Origin of the sequence: Streptomyces sp. NPDC085900 (assembly GCF_044540925.1) — a bacterium.
Lineage (GTDB): Bacteria > Actinomycetota > Actinomycetes > Streptomycetales > Streptomycetaceae > Streptomyces > Streptomyces gilvifuscus.
On record NZ_JBITSP010000005.1, the window covers coordinates 74,011 to 95,032 of the forward strand.

Here is a 21,022-nt window from a genome sequence, read left to right on the forward strand (position 1 = left end):
TCGACCACGCCCGCAGCCGTCAGGTCAGGGGCACAGGCCCTGGTCGGAGTTGTAGTAGATGTCGATCGAACCGCTCCACGTCATGCACTGGCCGGGCTCGGGGAGGTTCTTGTACACCGGGCCGGCGTAGGTCGTGTAGGAGCCGGCGTCCCGGGCCGGGTGGTTGCCGGAGGGCCAGGTGTCCAGGGTGACCTCCATGAACACTCGGGCGCCGGGCTTGTTGCGCACCGTGACGGCGCACCACTGCTTGTCCGCGGAGCTGTAGGCCACGTACGTGGTGGCGGCCACGGTTGTCTGCGAGGAATTGATCGGCGTCGCCATGAAGACCTCGTACCCCTTGCCGCACGCGCCGTTGTAGGCACCGGCAGTGGCTGCCGAGGCCGGTGCGGTCGCGGCGAGCGTGCCGCCCAGGGCCAGGACGGCAAGAGCGCCTGCGGTGGCTGCCTTGTGACGGTTCGACTTCATGGTGTTCCCCCTGTTGGTGTCTTGGCAGGACGGCCGGTCGTCGCCGTCCACGCCAAGTGAGACCGGGCGGACCTGCTGAGAGTTGTGGTCATTTTTGTCGCGGTCCTGTCACCAGCGTCACAAAGGCCGTTACGCCGGGCGAGAGACGGTCGGCGGCGGAGAAGGGGCCCGGCGGCCCGGGTGGCGGCGGGCTGCGGGGCGCGCAGCGGCCAAGGCTCCCTCGAACCCGACGGCCCTCGCCCGGCAGCACAGGCCGGACCCGCGCACGAACGCCCTCCCCTTACCTGGCAGTGCGTGGGCGTGACGGGAATCCCATGTGGCCGCAGGGATGAATGCGGCGCGCGCGGGAACCAGAGCAGCGCAGCGGAACAGGGCGACCGAAGGCGGCGTGATGGAACACAGGCTCACGGGCAGGGATGGCACCACCCGGGACACCCGTGTCCTGCAGACCAGCCTGGTCCTGGACAGCGACGGCACGGCCATCGCCCGGGCCCGCCACGTCGCCGCCCAGTTCCTCACCGAGGTCCAGGCCGAGCACGGCCTGCCGGTCTCCCAGCGCGCCGTGGACGTGACCCGGCTGGTGGTCAGCGAGCTGGTCACCAACTCCCGAAAGTACGCGCCCGGCCCCGTCCTGCTGGACCTGCGCATCGCCGGCGACGCGGTCGAAGTCGTCGTATGGGACTGCGAACCGGCCCTGCCGATCGCGCGAGCCGCCGATGCCGGCCGCGTCGGGCAGCACGGCCTGGAAATCGTCATGGCCGTCGCCCAGGGCTTCGAGATGCAGCGCGAGCCGGTCGGCAAACGCATCACCGTCCGCATCGCCCTGCTGGACGCCCCGGACGGCGATGCCGCGGGACGGCCGCCTCTGTAGAGCCCGGGGCGGGGGCTTGTGCGGTCATGGCCCGATCGGCCTTGTCTGGGAGAGCGGTGCGACGCCTGAGGAGGTCACCATTGCCGCGCTCCAGGCCGACGTGGCGACCGGCAATCACAAGATCGGCCTCATATCTGTGCCGCCCCGGTGCCGCCCCCGAAGAGCGGCACTATCAGCCCACGTCTGCGTCCTTTGTCGTCGTGATCGCTGTGCCCCCGTTCCGGGGCGCGGGCGAGGGGCGCTCCGCGCGGACGCGGATCAGTCGGTCACCGGTCCGCCATCGGTTCCTTGTGCCTTCACGCGACGCCGGTCCTGCTCGTCCCACTTCCGGGTGTCTCGCGGCTGCGTGTAGGGCTCGGCCTCCGGCGGGTGACCGCCGGCGATGGCGCGCTGGCGGGCCGTCTCCGCGTCGAATTCAAGGCCCAGCAGGATGGCGAGGTTGGTGATCCACAGCCACACCAGGAACACGATGACGCCCGCCATCGTGCCGTAGGTCTTGTTGTAGGAGGCGAAGTTGGCGATGTAGAACGCGAAGGCGGCGGAGGCTATCAGCCAGATCACCAGGGCCAGGAAACTGCCCGGGGTGATCCACTTGAATCCCTTCACCTTGGCGTTCGGGCTCGCCCAATAAAGGATCGCAATCATGACAGTGACCAGGACGACGAGCACCGGCCACTTGGCGATCGCCCACACGGTCAGGGCTGTGTCCCCGAGCCCGAGCGTGCTGCCGGCCCGGCGGGCCAGCTCTCCGGTGAAGACCACGATCACCGCGCTGAGCACGGCCAGGATCAGGAGGGTGATCGTCACGCCGAGCCGTACGGGGAGGATCTTCCATACCGGTCGCCCCTCCGGCATGTCGTAGACCGCGTTCGACGCGCGGATGAACGCCGCCACATAGCCGGACGCCGACCAGATCGCCAGCACCAGGCCAACCAGGGCCATGAGCGAGCCGATGCCGGCGTTGCCCTGCAACTGGTGCACCGCGCTGGTGAGAATGTCACGGGCGGAGCCGGGAGCGAACTGCTTGATGTTGTTCAGCACCTTGTCGGTGGTCGACCTGCCCGTCAGACCCAGCAAAGACACCAGCGCCAGCAGCGCCGGGAACAACGCCAGCACACCGTAGTACGTCAGCGCCGCCGCCCGGTCGGTCAGCTCATCGTCCTTGAACTCCCGCAAGCTGCCCTTGAGCACCGCACGCCAGGCGCCTTTCGGCAGCTTCGTCGGGGCCTCGGGTGCGCGCCGTTCCACTTCCGGCCCCGGGCCCGCCTCTTCTGACCTCGGAGAATCGACAGAATTGTCTTGCTTTTCCGTTACATGCCTTTTTGTCATGCGAGGCGAGTGCCCCGGTGGCCGCGTCTCTCACAGCGCACGCACTCTGGACGCGCCCGCCGGGGCTGGGCCGCCGACCATTACGCGTGGTGGCCGGCGGCCCAGCCCCAGAGGAGACCGGGAGACGATCGCCGGGATGATGCAGCGTCCGAGCAGCGCCCCTCGGCTCGGTTTGCCGGCCCTGCCGGGATGGGTCACTCGGGCGGGTTGGCCGTATTCTTCAGCTGCTGCCAGCACCTGTGGACGTGCGCTTCGGCTTCCCGCACAGCGTCGGTGACCGGAGCGGCAGGAGCAGGTGCCGCGGGGGCGGCTTGCCGGGTGCCCCGTGGACTGTGCCGGTACGGCCGGTGCGGCCGGTGCGCCGCGCCGGTGCCGCGCCGGAGCCGACCCTGGTGCAACACCGTCGCCCGGGCAACCAGGATCGCGGCGATCACGGCCGCGGCCGTGACTGCGGCGGCGGCGTGCTGATCGGACATGTTCAGTGTCAGCCATTCGTCAGGGGCGGAAGGAGCGCGGGAAGGCAGGTCTTTTCGTCATCCAGGCCTTCCCGCTTCCGCCGTGCCGGTCAGTCGGGCCAGGTTCCGCAGGGCGGCGGCACGTGAGCGTGGCACCGGTGCGGTCGACGCCCCCGCTTGACCGCGGCAAAGATCGCGCCTTGCAGGGTGGCCGCGAGCGACACCTCACCACAGGAGCAGTCGTCGTCGGTGGCGTCCGCGGCTTCCCCGTCATTACCGACCGGCTTCTACGCGATCTCGCATGCCTTCGTCGCCTTACTCCTTGCCGCGGAAGGCCACCCACGCCAGCACAGCCACACCCGCGGCCACCAGCAGTACCGTGCGGTTGTCCCGCGCCAGTTGCGCCCCTTGGGCCGTCCGCTGCCGCAGCGGTTCGGGCGCCTTGTCCTGCCACAGCTGCCCGGCCTGGACCGCCTTGTCCTTGACCGGGTCGGGCACCTTGTCCTGCGCCTGGTGCGCCAGGACCGCTGCCTTGGCCTTCAGTTCGCCGGCCTTGTGAGCGGCTTGTCCCTTCAGCTCGGTAGCCCTCACCGCAGCCTGTTCCTTGACCTCGGCGGCCTTGTGAGCAGCCTGCTCCTTGACCTCGGCGGCCTTCTCCTGCGTGCGCGTCTTGACGTCGGCCTTGGCCGCCAGGGCCTCGACCGTCTGCCCGAGTTCGGCTCGGGTCTGCTCCACCTGCTGCCGCAGCTCCTCGGGGTCGGCAGCGGTGGGCTCGTCGTGCGGAGGCTGAGTCATCGGTGAGCACTCTCCTTGATCTCGGCCACGTCGGCCTTCACGTTCTCGATCGTCTCCTCCGGCTTGGGCGGAGCAGCCTGCTGCACCTGCTTCTTGCCGGTCAGGGCCATCACCGCGGCGATCACGCCGAGCACCGCCGTGACGATCAGCGCTGCCGCCCACACCGGCAACGGCACCGCCAGCCCCGCTATCGCGGTGGCGACCAGCGCCTGCAGCATCAAGAAGCCCACGATTCCGGCGCCGCCGAACAGGCCGCCGCCCTTGCCGTAGCGCTTGCCTTTCTGCTTCATCTCCGCCTGCGCCAGCCTCATCTCGCCGCGCACCAGCTCGGTCAGCTGCTGCGAGGCGCGCTGCACCAGCTCGCCCACCGGCTCCTGACCCGAACCTGCCCTGCCCCCGCTCGATTCCGCATAATGCGGCTGCATACTCGACACAACAGCCACCTCCCGTCTGATCGCCGTCACACACCGGGGGACCATGTGCCCAGCCCGGTACGAGATCCGCGAGTACCCCCAACCAGCCAGTTCACAGCTATGCGGTGTACCGACAACCACATCAGCCGGCGAGGCCGGCCCAGAGAGTCTCGACTGCGGGCCCACCGGCACCCCCCAGGGCGTGGCCCGGCAGGCTCCTGCAGCGCACTAACCGGCTTGGCGACGGGCCTGCCTGAGGGTTGGCTGCCAGACACCCCCAGCCGCCCACCGCTGGAGTGCGTACCGAGCGGGGTCGAAACACTTCAGACCACATAGACGGCACTGCCAAGTCCGCTGCGCCTCGTCGCCGACTCAACGCCCATGGCGCCACAGCTGCTGCCCTGCACGGCGGGTGAGCCAGGCGGCGGCCAGACCGACGACGGCGCCGCCGGCCACGTCGCTCAGATAGTGGGCGCCGCTTTGCACCCGCTCGATCGCCACCAGCACGGCCGACAGCCCGCACACGGCCCCGGCGGCCGGCCACGCGGGCACCACCGCGGCCGTGAAAGCCACCGCGGCAGCAGTGTGACCCGACGGAAACGACGATGATGCGGGCCGGTCGTCAACCTCGTCGTGCGGAAACCACTGCTTCGGCGGCCGGGACCGGCCGGCCAGTCGCTTGCACACACCGTTGGACACCAGCTGCCCCACCGCCAGCGCCACCAATCCCGAACCAGCCGCCCGGCGCCCGCGCCACCCGCCCCACCAGGCCATCGCCATGGCCGCACCACACCACAGCTTCGAACCCTCCGCCCCCTCCTCCAGTACCGACAGAGCCCGCCCGACACCCTCAGGAATCCAGGCCGCCCGCTGGGAAACCACCCGATCTGCCTCACTCACCACAGCCATCACATGCATGAACCGCCGGTATCCCAATACCGACGCCGCCACACCGCGCCGGCTTCGTCCGCCACGGCCAACCCGGGCGTAGGGCGGGTGCCCCACCCCGCCGCGATCCGCCGGGGAGGGACCGCACGGGGACGGATCATCACCCAGCAAGGAGGCGTGCACGATCAGGGGTGGTACCAGTTGTCCTGCCAGGCCGGTGGAGTCAAGTCTGCTGCGGCGCGGGGCAGTTCAGCTCGGGAAGGACCAGAATCCCACTCGCGGTGTCGCTGGCCGGTGGCAACCCGAAACGGCGTCACCCAGTGGGAGAAGTCGTGTGTACAGCTGGCCGTGGTTCCCCCATCCCACAGCGGAATCAAGGTGGTCGACGGCTGGGTCAGGCACCTAACTGTCGACGTCACCGTCGGGAAGTTTTCGGGCGGCCGCAGCGCAACCCGGTGGCTCCCGTAGTGATCAACTACAGCCCGGCTCCCCCACCAGGACTGGTGGGGGAGCCGGGCCAGGAGCGGGTCGATCAGCGCAGGTAGTCACTGCAATGGGCGCCGATCCAGTCCACGTGGTCGCCCGACGCGGTGAGGCTGCCGGCGTACGGGCTGCAAACCGCCTCATCGTCGTGACCGCCGCGACCGTCATGCGTGACGGCTGCGGCCGACGTGGCACCGATGGCTACCAGGGCGGCGGCGAGGACGGTCGCGGCCAAGACTGCTTTGATGCGCATGCTGCTCCTATCAGTGGGGCTGAGTGATCACGCTCAGTAATCCCCACTCGCCTTGCGCTGCACACGCCAATGCACCCGATCGGCGGCGCACGCCGTCCGACCGAGTACCGGAGCGGGCAGGGCCGGTGTGGAGGGGGGTTCAGGTGACACCGGTGTCCGGACACCGGCCTGCCAGTGCTGCGTGAGGGGTGCCGTGCTGACCCCCGTCGGTAGCTCAGCTTCCGGGGACGGTGTCCTCGAAGTTGGTACCTGCCGCGCGGTAGGTGTTGATCTTGGCTGTGACCTGCGCTGGGGTCAGGACCTGGTCCTTGACGTGCAGGACGTAGTCGACCTGCTCGTCGTACGAGCGGGCGGTGGAGCTGCTCAGGCCCCCGAAGTCGATCAGCCACTGGTTGAAGTTGATCGACATGCCCCGCTCGGGCAGGTAGGCGGCGTCATGGGTGCCGAAGAGCCGGCCGTCGATGTAGTACTTGATGTTGCTGTTGTCGATGGTCAACACGAGGTCGTGCCAGCCGGCGTAGCTCTGGCGGGATTCGGTGTGCTGGTTGACCGCCTGCCACGGGTCGGGGTTGTAGGTCTCCCAGGACGTCGTGTACAGGATGTTGGAGGGCTCGCCCCAGCCGCCGTTGGGGAGGTATTCGAAGTCGTACTCCGAGTAGTCGTCGGCCATCGGGGCCTTGAGGTCGTTGATGGTGAAGAACGTCTGGACGAGGTGGTCGCCGTCGGGTCCGGAGAGCGGCGCGTCGGCGAAGCGCACCCGAGCGGCATACGTGCCGTTCTTGAACTTCATCGCCTTGGTGAGCACTTCGGTCTGCTTGGTGCTCTCCCCCGTGCCCGAGGTCGAAGTCCGCAGGTTCATCACGGAGTTGCCGCCGGTGCTGGAGAAGGTGACGTTCTCCGGGACCCAGGTGGCGCCCGGCACTCCGGGCCCGCCGGAGTTGGAGCGGACGTTCCAGCCGTTCGCGGAGATCCTCGGATCGCTGGAGGCCGTGTAGTTGAAGTCGTCGAACAGGCTCTGCCCACCGCCCGGGGGGTCGGTCGGCGGGTCCGTGGGCGGGTCGGTCGGGTCGTTGCCCTCGGGGGCGGTGCCCCACACCGTGCTCCCCGTCAACTGGGCCGTCACCTTCGGCCAGTTCGCGTACGAGGTCTGCGAGGCTCCGAAGGAGTAGTCGTCGCTCTGGTTCAGGGTCTGCCAGTCGGCGCGGTAGAACCGCAGTTGCATGTCTCCGGTGTCGGTGCCCGGGGCGAGACTGCCGGCGCCCGAGGTGAAGCCGATGTCGAGGTAGCGGTCGGCGGTCGCCGTCGGGTGGGCGAGCGCGCCGAAGGTGCCGGTGATGTTGGCGCAGCCCTTCACCGCCCACGAGCAGGCGAAGCGATAACCGGAGCTGCCGGCATCGGCCTTGAAGTAGTAGCGCACCTTGACATCGGAGAGCTGGACGGCGGCGGAGCCGGTGTTCTTGACCTTGATCCAGGGCTCGGCCTGGTCCGCCGTGGCGCCGGACGCGCTGGTGCGGTACTGGACGGTCACTGGTTCGCCGGCAGCCGTGGCCGTGCCGGTGAGGGCGGCGAGACCGCCTGCCGCGGTGGCCATGGCGACGGCGGCTGCCGCGGCTACGCGCAGTCCATGGGGAGCAGAGGGGGGCTTCATGGTGCTCCTTCCGAAGGGATGTGACGTTCTGTCGTCGGTCGGCTCAGGCCCGGCGCGTGACCTCGAGGGCGTCGAGGTGCGATATGTGGGCGGGCAGGCGGGGGCGAAGTCGGGCCAGCTGTCGCGCATGAGGAATCCGTTGATCGTCGTCGTCCCGCCGACTGAGTCACCGAACGTGCCAACCGGAGTGGCAGGCACTGAGACCTCCAGCGATGACCAGGGCGTACACACCTGCGAGCATGCGGAGCTTCACGGTTCACCCCTGGAAGGAAAGCACCGATGGAATTTACCAGTGGGACAACTGGACAGGTGACCTCTCGTTGGCGAAGAAGGTGGCATAGACCAATCGAAGCGTCAACCCCCCGCGCTTTCACCGGATTTGAGCAAAAGCCATCACCGGAGGGTCTGCCACATGACTACCCTGGGCGGACTACACTGCGCCTGACCAGTGCGACTCAGTGGTCAACACCAGGCGACTGGTCAGGTGGCTTCACGTACGGCCGAGCGAGAGCGGGCACCATGAAGGCTGGCGAGTCGGGGGCGGTCCTCAAGCGAGAGCGCGTGCGCGATCACATCCTGCAGCTCATCGAGACCCTCCGCCCTGGGGACGCCATCCCCTCCGAGCGGGCACTGTGCGCCGACCTCGACGTGTCACGGCCAACCCTGCGAGCGGCTGTCGACGAACTCGTCGCGGCCGGGCTGCTCGTACGGGAACACGGGCGCGGCATGTTCGTCGCTCCTGAAAAGATCACGCAGGAACTCGTCTCCGACACCCACGGCATGACGCTCCCTCAGGCACCCGGCACCTGGTCCAGCCGTCTGCTGGAGTTCACCACCATCGCCGCCGGCGCCCGGGTGGGCCGCAAGCTCAGCCTCTCCCCCGCCGCCGACATCATCTACGCGGCCCGGTTGCGGCTCGTCGACGGCTCGCCGATGGCGATCGAACACCTCCACATCCGTGCGGACTTGGTTCCCGCCCTCACCACGCAGGAGCTCGAGGCGGGCGACCTGTACGAGCACCTGCGCGAGCGCCACCGCGTCCAGGTCAGCGATGCCGTGCAGACCATCGAGCCCACCGTCGTCAGCCAGGCCGAAGCACGGCTCCTTCAGGTGCCGCACCTCTCGCCCGCCCTGCTCTTCGAACGCCTCACCAACGACGACACGGGCCGGCCCGTGGAATACGTCCACTCCATCTACCGCGGCGACCGCTACCGCATCGTCTCCCACCTCACGCTGGCCCCCACGTCCGCGGGCGGACAGGCGTCCACGACGGGCCTGGTCCCCGGCATGGGGCCCGGCTCGGTCACCCAGTGGGAAGCCACGACCACCACCTCGCGCTGAAGACGCGCTCAGTCGATTGCGTCGCCGCGGAGCGGGCAGAGACGCGGCAGTAAGGCGAGAGTCGTGGCGGCTCCGCGATCACCCGCACCCCTGTCTTCCTCGCCGTCGGTCTGACGGGTCGGGTCGGGACCCGCGAAGGACACGCCGCAGACGGCCGGACTCCAAGACCGCCGACTCGCCCCGGGAAAGAATCTTCCGCAGTGTGTCGATCGGCGATCCTCCCGTTCGACGCTGGAGTAGAGGCGCGACCTGAGACACAAGATCCGGACAGGCCGCGGCTCGGCGATCAACTGATGCTGCCAATTCGTCGACCGATCGTTCGGAGTGTCGCCCGCAAACGTCGGCCGAACCGAACGCCCCGAGGAGAAATCATGCAGATCCGCGCCCGTATGAGCATGAGTGCCGACGGCTACGTGACCACACCGAACGGGTGGCCCGCCCTGACCGCCGACCCCGCCTTCGTCTCCGGCAAAAGCCACGGCATCCGGGAGTTCCTCGAAGGCTGCGAGGCGGCGCTGATGGGCCGTACCACCTTCGAGCCCGCACTGACCAACAACCGCTGGCCCTGGCCGGACCTCGACGTCTTCGTGCTCGGCTCGCACCGTCCGGACGGCACCCCCGACCACGTCACCACCGACAGCGACCCGGTGCGGCTACTGGAGAAGCTCCGCTCGGCCAACAGGGGTGGCGACGTCCACCTCATCGGAGGCCCGCAGACAATCGGCACCTTCCACGCCGTCGGCGCACTCGACACCCTCGAACTGGTCGTCCTGCCCATGCTGTTCGGCGGCGGTATGCAACTGACCCCCAAGCTCAGCCCCGACACAGGGCTGACCTTCCTGCGCGAACGCGCCCTCCCCGGTGGCTCAGTGGAGATCGTCTACTCCTGTCGGGGCAGTCGCACTGAACTTCCGAGCAAGCCCGCCAGCCAACGCTGATCCACGATGCGCCGACGCAACCGGCCCCAATGGAACCCCAGGTGGACCCGCTGCGCGCGCAACTCCTCGTCGCACACCCGGCCAGGAAGCCGATGGCGCGTCCCCGGGGCCTTCCCACCGCGGCGAAGAGCTTCTTGTTGTCGTGATCAATCCGCGGTGAGGACCCGCAAGGGGGCGATCCGGGTCAGGGTGCGGATAGGCACGGTCAGCGCCGCGCAGACCAGACCGGTCGAGACGAGGACGGCTGTCGCAGCGGCTGCGGCGACCGGCAACAGGTGCCCGGCAAGGACTCCTTCGCCGAGCGCGAGGACTGTGGCCAGTCCGGCGGCGGCGCCCGTGAGGCTGCCGAGCAGGGCCAGACCGAGGCCTTCGTAGAGGGTCAGTCGGGCCAGTTCGCCTGTCGTCCAGCCGGTGGCGCGCAGGACGGCGAGGTCCGTAGCCCGTTCTCGCTGGGACATGACCAGGACGTCCACCGCGCCGGCCGCGCCGAGCAGCAAGGTCAGGGTGACACTCAGGTAGTCGGCGGTACGGGCCCGGGCCACCACCGCGTCGCCCAGCAGTGAACCCGCGACCTCGCCCCGGAAGGCGAAGGTGACCGAGAGCAGCACGGTGAACGCCGCCACCGCCAGGGCGAGTCCGGCCGCGCCGAGCACGGTACGTCCGCGCGCCCGCAGCAGGTCGCGTTGGGCGAGACCGGCGACCGAACGCACGGGAACGGAGCGGCGGGCCGGCGCCATCGGGGAGGTGACGGCGTCCAGGGGACTGATCCGAGTCGCCCGCCATGCCGGGATCAGGCCCGCCGCCAGTGCGAGGAGCAGGGCGACCGGCAGGACCAGGGCGGCCTTTGCGAACGAGTGGGAGAGACCGAGCAGAGCGCCCAGGCCGTAGGCGAGCAGCACACCCGACGCGCCCGCGCCCAGGCCGACCACGACGAGTTCGCCGAGGATCAGGCGGAGGACCTCCCCCGCGCTCCACCCCGTGCAGCGCAGTGTTCCGATCTCGGTGCGGCGGGAGCGGACACTGGCCAGCGCGGCCTGGGTCAGGAACAGCCCGCAGACCACCAGCACGAGCACGAACAGCACGGCGCTCTTGGTATCCACGGCCCGCAGGACGCGCAGTGCCACGCCCTTGGCGGTCCAGTTCTCCCGGACGTTGAGCCCGCCGGCGAGGGCGACGGTCTGCGGTGCCGGGGAACTGCCCACGGTGACGTCGACGCGAAGATCCGGGAACGTGTCATGGATGCGCGCGGCCACCGCATTCACCCGGGCCCGGGACGCGGCGTCGACGCCCCTCACTCCGGCCACCCGGATGCGGATGGCGCTGACGGGCGCCTTTTCCTGGGCGGTGGGCGTGTGGCGGCTCTTGGTGAAGGCGCCGATCGAGTCCAGCGTGGTGAGCAGGGTGGGCGGTGGGCTCAGGTAGCCGCCCAGGTTGCGGTCGGGGTGCAGCGGTCGGCCGCCGAGCGCGGACCGGGTGGCCGCGTCGGCGCCGGTGACCTGCGGGGCGCGGTAGGTCTCCAGCGGAACGGCGGAGAGCGCGGAAAAGCCGTGCAGCCGGGTGGTGTCGTAGCGGCCGACCAGATGGATGACCGGGATCGGGGCGCGGCCGCTGTCCGGGGCACTGCAGGTCTTGTGTCCGCCGCAGTTCGTGGAGGCGTGGCCGGCGACGGTACGGTACTGCGGGCCGGCGTTCTCTTCGGGGACGTCGGACAGCAGGGCCGAGGTCCCTTCGAGGTTGTTCTTCCAGACTTCGGCGGCCTGTTGCGGGCGGGTCCGCGCCACCAGACCGTCGGCGGACGTGCTGTAGGTGACCGGACCCACGGTCCAGTAGCCGCCGGTGTCGAAGTTGACGGCGCTGTCGACGGAACGGAAGGCCTTGTCGAGGTCGGCGCCGACGGTGCCGACGGTCCGACCCCGTAGTGCGGTGACGAACCGGTGGGCGGCCGGGCTGCCCAGCTTGCCGGGCAGCTTGGCGGGGTCGCCCGCCTCGAGGCGCTCCACTTTCGCTGTCAGGGTGGTGGAGGTCAGGGCGTGGCTGCTGAGCATGACCGGTACCTGGTAGTCGTGCTGGCGGCTCGCCGCCGGGCCGCTGTCGAAGGGGTCGGGGCCCCACACCGGGCGGTCCTTCGAGGTGAGCATCCTGCCGGACGTGACCGTGTCGCCGAGGCCGACCAGCCGGTCCTCGGCCTCCGGGTCGACAGCGGACAGCAGCACCGGGAAGGCGACCGGGATCTCCGCCGAAGCCTTGCCCTGTCCCGACCGGCACGTCATCCGCGACCGCGCGTCCAGGTCGAAGGCGGACGTCGGCACCGGGTTGTAGCCGGGATCGGCCTGGGGTGTCAGCGTCTTGCCGTCGGCGCCCGTCGTCGTATCGGATTTGTCGCTGTTGTAGTACCAGCAGACCCAGTACCTCCTCCCGGCCGCCTTCTCCTGCTCCAGCCCGGCCAGTCCGATGTCGGCCATGAGGTCGTTGCGGATCGTGATGGGGTTGCGAGTGAGGTAGACGTACTGGTCGGCGGCCGGGTAGCTGCCGAGGCCGGCCTTCACCGTCGGCTTCAGGCGCAGCAGTTGGGCGGAGGCGTCCGAGTCCAGGAAACGGGAGACGTCGAGGTGCAGGCTGCCGTCCACCATCAGGTATCCGATGTTGGCGATGGGGGCGGCGACGTCGAGTCCTGGCAGTTTCTCGATGCGCCGGTACTGGTCGAGGGTGATGCCGCCGAACACGCCGGACATGAAGTTGGCCTGCACAAGGCCCCGTTGACGCTCGACGGAGGTCTGCGCGGTGGACGGGCGGACCAGGATGTCGTAAGCGGAACGGGCGTTGTGCCGAACCACTCCGGTGGTCCGGGCGCGGCTGGTGGTGACGGCGGAGGTCAGCAGGGTGAAACCGGTGGCCGCGACGAGGATGCCGACGGCCAGTGCGAGGGCCCGTCCGCGTCGACGCCGCAACTGGGAGAGGATCATGCCGATCACGGGCGGAGGCCTCCGAGACGGCCGAGGACGTCGCCGTCCGGCGTCACCCGGTCATCGGCCACGATCCGGCCGTCGTGCAGCCGTACGATCCGGTCGCAGTTCGCGGCCACCTCGACGTCGTGCGTGGCCACCAGCATGGTCGTGCCGTAGCGTTCCCGCAGCGAGAGCAGCAGGTCGACGATCTCCCGCCCGGTCGTGCTGTCCAGGTTCCCGGTCGGCTCGTCGGCCAGCAGCAGCCCGGGCCGGTTGATCAACGCTCGTGCTATCGCGACGCGTTGTTGCTGACCGCCGGACAGTTGCGACGGCAGTGCGTCCGCGCGCTCCGCGAGGCCGACGGCCTCCAGCAGTTCCTTCGCGCGCCCGTGCCGGTCGAAATCCACCCGCCGCGGCAGCACCGGAGCGAGGACGTTGTCCAGCACGGTCAAAGCGGGCAGCAGATGGAAGCGCTGGAAGACGAAGCCGACCCGTCGGCGGTGCGCGTCCAGCCGTCGCGGCGTGAGCTCATCGCCGTCGACCTCGGCCATCCCCTCGCTGGGCCGGTCCATGCCGCCGAGCAGGTGCAGCACCGTGGACTTCCCCGACCCCGAGGGACCCGTCAGCGCGACAGCGGTCCCCGACTCGATCCGCAGGTCGACGGCATCCAGCGCGACCAGCTCCGCATACCGGCGCGTCACGCCTCGTAACGTCACTTCCACCGTGCTGCCACCCTCCTGCATTGTCACAATGCAGCGGTACATTGTCACAATCCATCAGGCATGTAAATGGCGTTGCAGGAGGGTCCATGCCGCTTCACCACGCGGTGCTCGCGCTGCTGGCCGATGGCCCGGACCACGGCTACGAGTTGAAGGGCCGATTCGAGCAGGCCATGGGCCCTCAATGGGGCGGCCTGAACATCGGGCACCTGTACCAGATCCTGGACCGCCTGGTCCGAGACGGGTACGTCGTCCGCTCCCATGTGAGCCAGGCGGACCGCCCCGACAAGACCCGCTACACCCTCACACCCGCCGGGCACGACGAGTTGCGGAACTGGGCCACCAGTGCCTGGGTGCGCACCGGCGGTTTCCGCGACGAACTGTTCCTCAAACTGTTCGGCGCCTCCTCCCTCGGTCCCGACGCCCTCGACACGCTCGTCGCCGCACAACAGCAGACCTACATCGCCGAACTCGCCGGCCTGACCCGACTACGTCGCACCCGAGCGGACGATCCCCTTGTCACCCTGTTGATCGACGCGGCGATCGCCCACACCAAGGCCGACCTGGAACTCCTCGGCACGGCCACCCAACGCCTCGCCCCGATCACCGAACACGCCAAGACCGCTCCCCCACCGGCCGACACCGGCCAGGAGGAGGGCCGGCAAGGGGCCTGACTGAATCTTCCAGCCACCGCCGGGCCATCGACCGCTCCGGTCACACAGCGGGCTCAGAGGTGCGTCGGTACAGTCGGCGCCGTACACCCGCGCGGTCGTCCGCGTCCGCGTCATGCTCGTAGCGGACGATCTGGAAGGAGGCGAGCAGGGCTTCCACAGCTGCGGGCTCGCCGTTCCCGTCACGCAGCGGGAGGTGTTCCGCGACGAGCAGGTAGGGCTGCGGACCTGTCGGCTCACGGCGGACGGACAGGCGGCGACCGTCGGAGGCCCCGCCAACCAGCTCGATCTCCATACCGCAACGTCTGCCCCGCAGCCCGCTTCATACCACGTGGCCTCGGACACGTATCGGCGCGCGGCGCCTCAACCACACCGCCGCTCACCGACATCGGCTCAGCAGCGAGTTTCCCGACTGGCCTCAACTCCCCGTAGCGCTCAACGGACAGGTCGTACGCCATCGCTCGGCAGTCCAGGTGACTGGGCGATCTCGACCTCGGCGGCTTCGATGATCGCCAGCACCGCGGCCGCCGCGGCCTCAGGATCGCGGGCCTCGACGGCTTCCACGATGGCGCGGTGACCCGGCAGCGAGGCTGCGACGGCGCCGGGGGTCTGGGTGCTGACGAGGAAGCTGTGTTCCAGCGCGATGTCGACGGCGCGGCCCAGTGAGCCGAGGAGTCGGTTGCCGCTGGCGTCGAGCAGGGCGCGGTGGAAGGCGATGTCTGCCTCGATGTAGCCGTTGCGGCCGGGTTCCGCCGCCGCGGCCTGCATGGCGGCCAGAGAGTCGTACAGGGCTCGTATGTCGTCGGGGCCGGCCCGTTCGGCGGCGAGCCGCGCCGCCTCGGGCTCGACGATACGGCGCAGTTCACCCGTGTCTCGCAGCAGAGCCGTGGCGTCCCCGGTCTGCTTCCAGCGCAGCACGTCACGGTCCAGGTGGTTCCAGTGCTCCGGGGGCAGCACGCGCGTGCCGGTGCGCGGGCGTACCTCCAGCATCCCCTTGGCCACCAGTGCCTTGACCGCTTCCCGCAACCCGCCCCGGCTGACGCCGATCTCGGCCGCGAGCGCGTCCTCGACCGGCAACGGCTCCCCCGGCTCCCACGTGCCACCCACGATGCGGCGCCCGAGCTCGTCGACCACGCGCTGGTGCATGGTCCGGAAGTGCACCACGATCTCTGCCCGCCCCCTGGACGCCATTCATCGAATCATTTAATGATTGAGTGCAAGGGTACGGCCTGCGGGTGCTGTCCCGACAAGGCCCCATCGCGAAGCGGACGACGCCAGAGCCACGGGAGTGCCTGTATGACCGACGGTCGGAGCAAGAGCCGCCGCAGCCAGGCGTGGTTCGGCGCCAAGGGTCGCAGTGGGATGGTGTACCGCTCCTGGATGCGCAACCAGGGATTCGGGCACGAGGTGTTCGACGGGCGTCCGGTCATCGGCATCGCGACCAGTGCTTCCGAACTCGCGCCGTGCAACACCCATTTGACGCGTGTCGCCGAAGCCGTCAAGCGGGGCGTGTGGCAGGCGGGCGGCCTGCCGCTGCAGTTCCCCACCATGGCCACGGGCGAGACCCTGATGCGCCCCACCGCCATGCTGTACCGCAACCTCATGGCCATGGAGGTCGAGGAGCTGATCCGGGCCAATCCGCTCGACGGTGTCGTGCTGCTGTCCGGCTGCGACAAGACGACCCCCGCGATGCTCATGGGCGCCGCCAGCGTCGACCTGCCCGCGGTCATGGTCACCGGCGGACCGATGCTCAACGGCAAGTACCGGGGCCAGGACGTCGGTTCCGGCACCCACGTGTGGAAGTTCGAGGAAGACCTGAAGACCGGCCGGATGACCGAGGAGGAGTGCTTCTTCGCGGAAGGGTGCATGGCCCGCTCCAACGGCCACTGCATGACGATGGGGACCGCCTCGACGATGGCCTGCATGGCCGAGGCGCTCGGCATGCAGCTGCCGGGCTCGGCCGCCTGGCCCGCGGTCGACTCCCGCCGGATGGAGACCGCCCAGGCGGCGGGTCAGCGCGTCGTGCGCATGGTGGAGGAGGAGCTGCGCCCGTCGCAGATCATGACCCGGGAGGCATTCGAGAACGCCATCCGCGTCAACGCGGCCATCGGCGGCTCCACGAACGCGATCATCCATCTCACCGCCATCGCCGGACGCGTCGGCGTCGACCTGAGCCTGCAGGACTTCGACGACCTGGTCCGCACGGTGCCGACCCTGGTCAACCTGATGCCCAGCGGTAAGTACCTCATGGAGGACTTCTGCTACGCGGGCGGGCTGCCCGCCGTCATGGCCGAACTGCTCCGCGGCAAGCTGCTCCACCGCGAACCGATCACGGTCACCGGACGCAGCATCGCCGAGAACACCGAGAACGCCGAGTGCTTCAACTCCGATGTCATCACCGCCCTCGACGCGCCCTTCCAGCCGGCCGGCACCGGTACCGCCGTCCTGCGCGGCGACCTGTGCCCCGACGGCGCCGTGATCAAGCAGTCCGCCGCCTCGCCTCACCTGCTCACCCACCGCGGCCCCGCCCGCGTCTTCGACTCCCCCGAGGCCTACCACGCGGTGGCCGACGACCCGGAACTCGACATCGACGAGGACACCGTCATCGTCATCCGCAACGCCGGCCCCAAGGGCTACCCCGGCATGCCCGAGGTCTCCAACGTCCCGCTGCCCGCCAAGCTGCTGAAGGCCGGGGTCAAGGACATGGTGCGCATCTGCGACGGCCGGATGAGCGGCACCGGGTACGGGACCGTCGTCCTGCACGTGGCGCCCGAGGCGGCCGTCGGCGGACCCCTCGCCCTGGTGCGCGACGGCGACCCCGTCGTCCTCGACGTCCCCCACCGCACCCTGCGCCTGGAGGTCGACGACGCCGAGCTCACCCGGCGCCGGGAGGCGTGGCGGGCCCCCGCCGAACGGCACACCAGCGGCTACGCCTGGCTCTACACCCAGAACGTCCAACAGGCCGACCAAGGAGCCGACTTCGGCTTCCTGCGCGGAAGCCGTGGGCACGACGTCCCCCGCGACTCCCACTGAGCCCGCCCCGGGCGACCGCACCCTCGGATCCAGGAGAGCATCGATCGTGGAATCGGCAGCAGCGCGCCCCCGTCCGGTCCTCACAGCCGCCTCCGTCCTGCCGGAGGACTCCGACCGGGCCGCCCTCGTCGCGCGCGTCCACCACCCGGAGTGGGACGGACCGTGTGTGGCCGCGGTCCGCGGCGATCAGGTCGTCGACCTCACGGCCGTCGCACCCACCGTCTCCGCCCTGATGGAACGCGACGACGCGGTGGCCGTCGTCCGCGAGGCCGACGGCCAACACGCCTGGCGCCTGGACGAACTGCTGCAGGCACCGACCGGCCGCCGTGACGTTCCCCATCTGCTCGCCCCCGTCGACCTGCAGGTGATCAAGGCCGCGGGTGTCACCTTCGCGCGGAGTCTGCTGGAACGCGTCATCGAGGAGCGCACGGGCGGCGATCCGGCGCAGGCCGCACGGGTGCGTGCCCGCGTGAAGCAGGTGGTGGGCGGCGCGCTGGACGGCATCCGCCCCGGATCACCGGAAGCGGACAAGGCCAGGGAACTGCTCGTCGCCGAAGGACTGTGGTCGCAGTACCTGGAAGTCGGGATCGGGCCGGACCCGGAGGTGTTCACCAAGGCCCCGGTGATGTCCGCGGTCGGCACCGGCGCCGACATCGGAGTGCTCGGCGCCTCGGTGTGGAACAACCCCGAGCCCGAGGCCGTGCTCGTCGTGGACTCACGCGGCCGGGTGCGCGGCGCGACGCTCGGCAACGACGTCAACCTCCGCGACATCGAGGGCCGCAGCGCCCTGCTGCTGTCCCGGGCGAAGGACAACAACGCCTCCTGCGCGATCGGCCCGTTCATCCGCCTGTTCGACGATGGCTTCGACCTCGACACGGTACGCGGCCTCGACATCGACCTGCGGGTCGACGGCACGGACGGCTACGTACTGCACGGCAGCAGTTCCATGCGCGAGATCAGCCGCGACGTGCTGGACCTGGTGGCCGCCACCCTCGGCCCGCACCACCAATACCCGGACGGCTTCGTGCTGTTCACCGGAACGCTGTTCGCCCCCACCGAGGACCGACAGGCACCCGGCGCGGGCTTCACCCACGAGTACGGCGACGTCGTACGGATCTCCAGCCCACGACTCGGCGCCCTGGTCAACACTGTCGTGCCCAGCGAGCAGGCCACGCCGTGGACGTTCGGCGTGGGCGCGCTGATGCGCAACCTCGCCCGGCGGGGCGTGCTGTGAGACGACGAGGACGTGCGCAGCGCTGCCGCTGTTGCGACCTGCGCTGCGCACACCCGGCTCATGTCCCGGCAACCGGCTCCTGCTCGAAGGTGGCGTGCAGGCGCCGCGTGTGATCCACGTGGCGCTCGGCTCCGGTCAGCGTGACCCTGGCGGTGAGGCGGGGATCGGCGCTGGAGGCGGCCAACCGCACTTCCAGCTCGCCCGGTTCGACGACGCGCCGGCCGTCGCGTCCGGTGAAGGAGGCGAGGTCGGCCGGGACGGTGACGCTGATGCGGCGGGATTGGCCCGGCTCGAGTTCGACCCGGGTGTAGCCGACGAGACGCTGCACCGGCTGGACGACGGAGGCGACCGGGTCGTGCAGATAGAGCTGGACGACCTCGGCTCCGGACCGCTCGCCTGTGTTGCGGACGATGAAGGTGAGGGTGAACTCGCCGTCCGTGGAAGCCTCTTGTGCGTCCATGGCCAGGTCTGTCCAGTCGAACCGCGTGTAGGACAGGCCGTGGCCGAAGGCGAACGCGGGGGTCGGATCGATGTTGGACACGTCGCTGGCGTGCGCGAGCCGCGCCCCCAGGTACATCGCCGGCTGGGAGCCCGGCCCGCGCGGGACGCTGACCGGGAGACGCCCGGAGGGATTGACACGGCCGCTGAGCACCCCGGCGATCGCGTGCGTGCCCTCCTCCCCCGGGAAGAAGGACTGCACGATCGCAGCGGACTCCCCCACGGCGCGGCCCAGAGCGTACGGCCGCCCCGCGAGCAGCACGGGGACCACAGGTGTCCCCTGGCCGAGCAGGGTGTCGAGCAGCTGCTGCTGCGCGCCGGGCAGCGCGAGTGTCTCCACGTCGCATCCCTCGCCGCTGGTGCCCCGCCCGAAGAGCCCCGCACGATCGCCGAGCACCACCACGGCGACGTCGGCCTCGCGTGCCACCTGGGCGGCCTCCTGGATGCCGGAGAGGTCTCCGTCGTCGACTCCGGTGCCGCGGGCGAACGTGATCTCGGCGTCGGGGAACTCGGCGGCGAGCGTGTCGCGCAGCGTCGGAAGCTCGATGCCGAGCGGGGTTCCGGGGTGGCGGACGCCGATGTGCTGCGGGAAGGAGTAGCAGCCCAGTACGGCGGTGGGTTCGTCGGCGTTGGGACCGAGCAGGGCGATGCGGCGCGGCCCCGCGAGCGGCAGGGTGCCGTCGTTGCTCAGCAGCACGACCGCCTTCTGGGCGATCTCGCGGGCCAGTTGGCGGTTTTCGGGCCGGTCCAGGTCGACCTTGCCGCGCAGGCCGGCCGGGTCGTCCAGGTCGGCTCCGTCGAGCGCGGCGGGTACGGGGTTCCAGTCCTTGTCGAGCAGGCCGAGCATCGTCTTCTGGGTGAGGACGCGGCGCAGGGCGCGATCGACCAGCGCCTCGGGGACGCGGCCGTCGGCGACGGCCTCGGCCAGGGGTCCGCCGTACGTCTTGACGTTGGGCAGTTCGACGTCGATGCCCGCGTGCAGCGCGGTCCCGGCGGCGTCGGCCCAGTCGGCCGCGATGCCGTGCAGGGTCTTGAGGAAGGCGACGGCGAAGTAGTCGGCGACGACCGTGCCGTCGAAGCCCCAGGTGTCACGGAGGAGTCCGGTGAGCAGATCCTCGTCGGCCGCGGAGGGCATGCCGTCGGTGTCGGTGTAGGCGTTCATCACCGACCGGGCGCCGCCTTCACGGATCGCCATCTCGAAGGGAGGCAGCAGAACGTCGGCGCGCTCACGCGGGCCCACGGACGAGGGGGCGAGGTTCCGGCCGGCGCGGGAGGCCGAGTAGCCGACGAAGTGCTTGAGGGTGGCGACGATCCCGGCGGACTCCAGGCCCTGCACGTATGCCGTCCCGATGGTGCCGACGAGGTACGGATCCTCGCCGACGGTCTCCTCGACCCGGCCCCAGCGGGAGTCGCGCACCACGTCCAGGACGGGCGCGAGTCCCTGGTGGACGCCGACGGCACGCATGTCGCGGCCGATGGCGGCGGCCATGCGCCGCACCGTGTCCGGGTCGAACGTGGCGCCCCAGGACAGCGGAACGGGGTAGGCCGTCGCCCCCCAGGCGGCGAAGCCGGCCAGGCACTCGTCGTGTGCGAGAGCGGGAATGCCGAAGCGGTTCGTGGCGGCGATACGGGTCTGGGTGCGGGCGAGCGAGAGCGCACCCAGGGCCGGGTCGACGGGAAGCGTGCCGAAGGGCCGGGTCAACTGCCCCAGTCCGGTGGGCAGGAGGGCGTCGAGATCGACGACCTCCTCCATCTCGTGCTGATGGGGGGCTACTTCACCACCCTGGTCGGAGGCGCCCACCCACACTCCGTACAGCTGGGCGGTCTTCTCCTGAAGGGTCATCGCGTCGACAAGCGCGTCGACTCTCGCGGTGACGGGAAGGGCGGGGTCGTTCCAGAGGGGGATTGCGCGGGTGTTGTCTACGGCCACGTTGGTGTTCACTTTCCTCCCACGCCCGTCAGGCCCCGGGTCAGGGCGCGTTGGGCGAACAGGTATGCAGGTCTTGCCGCCCGGGCGAGCCACAGACCGGCCACCGGCCACAG

General features: G+C 70.0%; 18 protein-coding genes. 6 read left to right on the forward strand and 12 right to left on the reverse strand.

Translation table 11 applies throughout. The features are described from left to right. Positions 1 to 24: 24 nt before the first annotated feature. The gene (locus ACIGDI_RS18910) at positions 25 to 465 is read right to left on the reverse strand and encodes a hypothetical protein (protein ID WP_399897845.1); all 441 of its coding nucleotides are present in this window, start codon (positions 463 to 465) and stop codon (positions 25 to 27) included. A 391-nt stretch (positions 466 to 856) separates the two neighbouring features. Here ACIGDI_RS18910 and ACIGDI_RS18915 point away from each other — a divergent pair, with 391 nt between their 5' ends. Further along, positions 857 to 1,336: an ATP-binding protein gene (locus ACIGDI_RS18915; RefSeq protein WP_399897846.1), complete on the forward strand. Its 480-nt coding sequence runs from the start codon at positions 857 to 859 to the stop codon at positions 1,334 to 1,336. A gap of 258 nt (positions 1,337 to 1,594) precedes the next feature. On the opposite strand, the gene ACIGDI_RS18920 is transcribed toward ACIGDI_RS18915, so the two are convergent. The 6 genes from ACIGDI_RS18920 to ACIGDI_RS18945 form a co-directional block, all read right to left on the reverse strand. Beyond that, positions 1,595 to 2,665 (reverse strand): YihY/virulence factor BrkB family protein, encoded by a 1,071-nt coding sequence (locus ACIGDI_RS18920; RefSeq protein WP_399897848.1) that lies wholly within the window; start codon positions 2,663 to 2,665, stop codon positions 1,595 to 1,597. 770 nt (positions 2,666 to 3,435) lie between these two features. Further along, on the reverse strand, positions 3,436 to 3,915 hold the full coding sequence (locus tag ACIGDI_RS18925; RefSeq protein ID WP_399897850.1) for a DUF3618 domain-containing protein: 480 nt from the start codon (positions 3,913 to 3,915) through the stop codon (positions 3,436 to 3,438). After that, positions 3,912 to 4,340, reverse strand: coding sequence for a phage holin family protein (locus ACIGDI_RS18930; RefSeq protein ID WP_399898849.1), 429 nt, complete (start codon positions 4,338 to 4,340; stop codon positions 3,912 to 3,914). Before ACIGDI_RS18930 ends, ACIGDI_RS18925 begins: the two co-directional genes overlap by 4 nt. Before the next feature lie 360 nt (positions 4,341 to 4,700). Then, positions 4,701 to 5,279: a phosphatase PAP2 family protein gene (locus ACIGDI_RS18935; RefSeq protein ID WP_399897852.1), complete on the reverse strand. Its 579-nt coding sequence runs from the start codon at positions 5,277 to 5,279 to the stop codon at positions 4,701 to 4,703. Between the two features lie 469 nt (positions 5,280 to 5,748). Beyond that, positions 5,749 to 5,952 carry a hypothetical protein gene (locus tag ACIGDI_RS18940; protein ID WP_399897854.1) on the reverse strand — a complete coding sequence of 68 codons (204 nt, stop codon included), beginning with the start codon at positions 5,950 to 5,952 and terminating at the stop codon, positions 5,749 to 5,751. Between the two features lie 214 nt (positions 5,953 to 6,166). Next, positions 6,167 to 7,600, reverse strand: coding sequence for a cellulose binding domain-containing protein (locus ACIGDI_RS18945; RefSeq protein WP_399897856.1), 1,434 nt, complete (start codon positions 7,598 to 7,600; stop codon positions 6,167 to 6,169). Positions 7,601 to 8,119: 519 nt separating this feature from the next. Between ACIGDI_RS18945 and ACIGDI_RS18950 the strand changes: the two genes are divergently transcribed. Both ACIGDI_RS18950 and ACIGDI_RS18955 read left to right on the forward strand, forming a co-directional pair. After that, positions 8,120 to 8,941 carry a GntR family transcriptional regulator gene (locus ACIGDI_RS18950; RefSeq protein ID WP_399897858.1) on the forward strand — a complete coding sequence of 274 codons (822 nt, stop codon included), beginning with the start codon at positions 8,120 to 8,122 and terminating at the stop codon, positions 8,939 to 8,941. A gap of 371 nt (positions 8,942 to 9,312) precedes the next feature. Continuing rightward, complete coding sequence (locus ACIGDI_RS18955; RefSeq protein ID WP_399897860.1) at positions 9,313 to 9,879, forward strand: dihydrofolate reductase family protein; 567 nt, start codon at positions 9,313 to 9,315, stop codon at positions 9,877 to 9,879. A gap of 146 nt (positions 9,880 to 10,025) precedes the next feature. On the opposite strand, the gene ACIGDI_RS18960 is transcribed toward ACIGDI_RS18955, so the two are convergent. Beyond that, positions 10,026 to 12,842, reverse strand: a complete 2,817-nt coding sequence (locus ACIGDI_RS18960) for an FtsX-like permease family protein (RefSeq protein ID WP_399898852.1) — start codon at positions 12,840 to 12,842, stop codon at positions 10,026 to 10,028. A gap of 5 nt (positions 12,843 to 12,847) precedes the next feature. Then, positions 12,848 to 13,525 (reverse strand): ABC transporter ATP-binding protein, encoded by a 678-nt coding sequence (locus tag ACIGDI_RS18965; RefSeq protein WP_399897862.1) that lies wholly within the window; start codon positions 13,523 to 13,525, stop codon positions 12,848 to 12,850. A 107-nt stretch (positions 13,526 to 13,632) separates the two neighbouring features. Between ACIGDI_RS18965 and ACIGDI_RS18970 the strand changes: the two genes are divergently transcribed. Next, positions 13,633 to 14,217, forward strand: a complete 585-nt coding sequence (locus ACIGDI_RS18970; protein ID WP_399897864.1) for a PadR family transcriptional regulator — start codon at positions 13,633 to 13,635, stop codon at positions 14,215 to 14,217. 40 nt (positions 14,218 to 14,257) lie between these two features. On the opposite strand, the gene ACIGDI_RS18975 is transcribed toward ACIGDI_RS18970, so the two are convergent. Together ACIGDI_RS18975 and ACIGDI_RS18980 are read right to left on the reverse strand one after the other, a co-directional pair. After that, on the reverse strand, positions 14,258 to 14,509 hold the full coding sequence (locus tag ACIGDI_RS18975) for a hypothetical protein (RefSeq protein ID WP_399897866.1): 252 nt from the start codon (positions 14,507 to 14,509) through the stop codon (positions 14,258 to 14,260). A gap of 140 nt (positions 14,510 to 14,649) precedes the next feature. Then, positions 14,650 to 15,405, reverse strand: coding sequence for a FadR/GntR family transcriptional regulator (locus ACIGDI_RS18980; RefSeq protein ID WP_399897868.1), 756 nt, complete (start codon positions 15,403 to 15,405; stop codon positions 14,650 to 14,652). 105 nt (positions 15,406 to 15,510) lie between these two features. Between ACIGDI_RS18980 and ACIGDI_RS18985 the strand changes: the two genes are divergently transcribed. Both ACIGDI_RS18985 and ACIGDI_RS18990 read left to right on the forward strand, forming a co-directional pair. After that, entirely contained in the window at positions 15,511 to 17,247 is a 1,737-nt protein-coding gene (locus ACIGDI_RS18985) for an IlvD/Edd family dehydratase (protein ID WP_399897870.1), read from the forward strand. A gap of 46 nt (positions 17,248 to 17,293) precedes the next feature. After that, the gene (locus ACIGDI_RS18990; RefSeq protein WP_399897872.1) at positions 17,294 to 18,481 is read left to right on the forward strand and encodes a fumarylacetoacetate hydrolase family protein; all 1,188 of its coding nucleotides are present in this window, start codon (positions 17,294 to 17,296) and stop codon (positions 18,479 to 18,481) included. Positions 18,482 to 18,539: 58 nt separating this feature from the next. On the opposite strand, the gene ACIGDI_RS18995 is transcribed toward ACIGDI_RS18990, so the two are convergent. Continuing rightward, entirely contained in the window at positions 18,540 to 20,921 is a 2,382-nt protein-coding gene (locus ACIGDI_RS18995; RefSeq protein ID WP_399897874.1) for a glycoside hydrolase family 3 N-terminal domain-containing protein, read from the reverse strand. Positions 20,922 to 21,022 lie beyond the last annotated feature (101 nt).

Bases quoted from the DNA above. Each gene is read 5' to 3' on its own strand.
- ACIGDI_RS18910 (WP_399897845.1), bottom strand. From the start codon at position 465: ATGAAGTCGAACCGTCACAAGGCAGCCACCGCAGGCGCTCTTGCCGTC.
- ACIGDI_RS18915 (WP_399897846.1), top strand. From the start codon at position 857: ATGGAACACAGGCTCACGGGCAGGGATGGCACCACCCGGGACACCCGT.
- ACIGDI_RS18920 (WP_399897848.1), bottom strand. From the start codon at position 2,665: ATGACAAAAAGGCATGTAACGGAAAAGCAAGACAATTCTGTCGATTCT.
- ACIGDI_RS18925 (WP_399897850.1), bottom strand. From the start codon at position 3,915: ATGACTCAGCCTCCGCACGACGAGCCCACCGCTGCCGACCCCGAGGAG.
- ACIGDI_RS18930 (WP_399898849.1), bottom strand. From the start codon at position 4,340: ATGCAGCCGCATTATGCGGAATCGAGCGGGGGCAGGGCAGGTTCGGGT.
- ACIGDI_RS18940 (WP_399897854.1), bottom strand. From the start codon at position 5,952: ATGCGCATCAAAGCAGTCTTGGCCGCGACCGTCCTCGCCGCCGCCCTG.
- ACIGDI_RS18945 (WP_399897856.1), bottom strand. From the start codon at position 7,600: ATGAAGCCCCCCTCTGCTCCCCATGGACTGCGCGTAGCCGCGGCAGCC.
- ACIGDI_RS18950 (WP_399897858.1), top strand. From the start codon at position 8,120: ATGAAGGCTGGCGAGTCGGGGGCGGTCCTCAAGCGAGAGCGCGTGCGC.
- ACIGDI_RS18955 (WP_399897860.1), top strand. From the start codon at position 9,313: ATGCAGATCCGCGCCCGTATGAGCATGAGTGCCGACGGCTACGTGACC.
- ACIGDI_RS18960 (WP_399898852.1), bottom strand. From the start codon at position 12,842: ATGATCCTCTCCCAGTTGCGGCGTCGACGCGGACGGGCCCTCGCACTG.
- ACIGDI_RS18970 (WP_399897864.1), top strand. From the start codon at position 13,633: ATGCCGCTTCACCACGCGGTGCTCGCGCTGCTGGCCGATGGCCCGGAC.
- ACIGDI_RS18975 (WP_399897866.1), bottom strand. From the start codon at position 14,509: ATGGAGATCGAGCTGGTTGGCGGGGCCTCCGACGGTCGCCGCCTGTCC.
- ACIGDI_RS18980 (WP_399897868.1), bottom strand. From the start codon at position 15,405: ATGGCGTCCAGGGGGCGGGCAGAGATCGTGGTGCACTTCCGGACCATG.
- ACIGDI_RS18985 (WP_399897870.1), top strand. From the start codon at position 15,511: ATGACCGACGGTCGGAGCAAGAGCCGCCGCAGCCAGGCGTGGTTCGGC.